The 484-nt window shown below is 63.0% G+C and carries 1 protein-coding gene; it reads right to left on the bottom strand.

Annotated elements, in window-relative coordinates:
- Positions 1 to 484 (bottom strand): FAD-dependent oxidoreductase (locus EN781_RS33840; protein ID WP_127400794.1); only part of this gene is annotated, 484 nt, incomplete at both ends.

The following is a 484-nucleotide window of genomic DNA, read 5'->3' as shown; positions in this document are numbered from 1 at the left end:
ACGCTTGACCGGTTGCGCGAAATACTCGCTTGCCGCGGCGCAGAGATAGTCAATCTCGGTGTCGCTGATCTTCACATCATGCGGATCGCCCGGATAGTCGCGGTCGGTGGTGCCGATCAGCGTGAACTCTTCCTCATAGGGAATGGCGAAGATGATGCGGCCATCCTTGTTCTGGAAGAAATAGGCGCGCGGATCATCGAACTTCTTGGCGATGACGATGTGGCTGCCTTGCACGAGGCGGACATTGTGGACGTCATTCTGGCCGACCGTCGCCGAAAGCACGTGATCGACCCAGGGGCCGGCGGCGTTGACCAGAAGCCTGGCCTTGACTTCCTCGGTGTCACCGGTCCTCAGCTCCTCGAGCCGGATTGCCCAGAGGTCGCCTTCGCGACGCGCGCCGACGACCTTGGTGCGGGTGCGGATGATCGCGCCGCGGTCGGCGGCGTCGCGAGCATTCAGCGCCACCAGGCGGGCATCGTTGACC

The sequence above is a fragment of the Mesorhizobium sp. M4A.F.Ca.ET.090.04.2.1 genome (assembly GCF_003999085.1).
Lineage (GTDB): Bacteria > Pseudomonadota > Alphaproteobacteria > Rhizobiales > Rhizobiaceae > Mesorhizobium.
The sequence above is the reverse complement of the archived record's forward strand: the minus strand, read 5'-3'. Positions and strand labels throughout refer to the sequence as shown.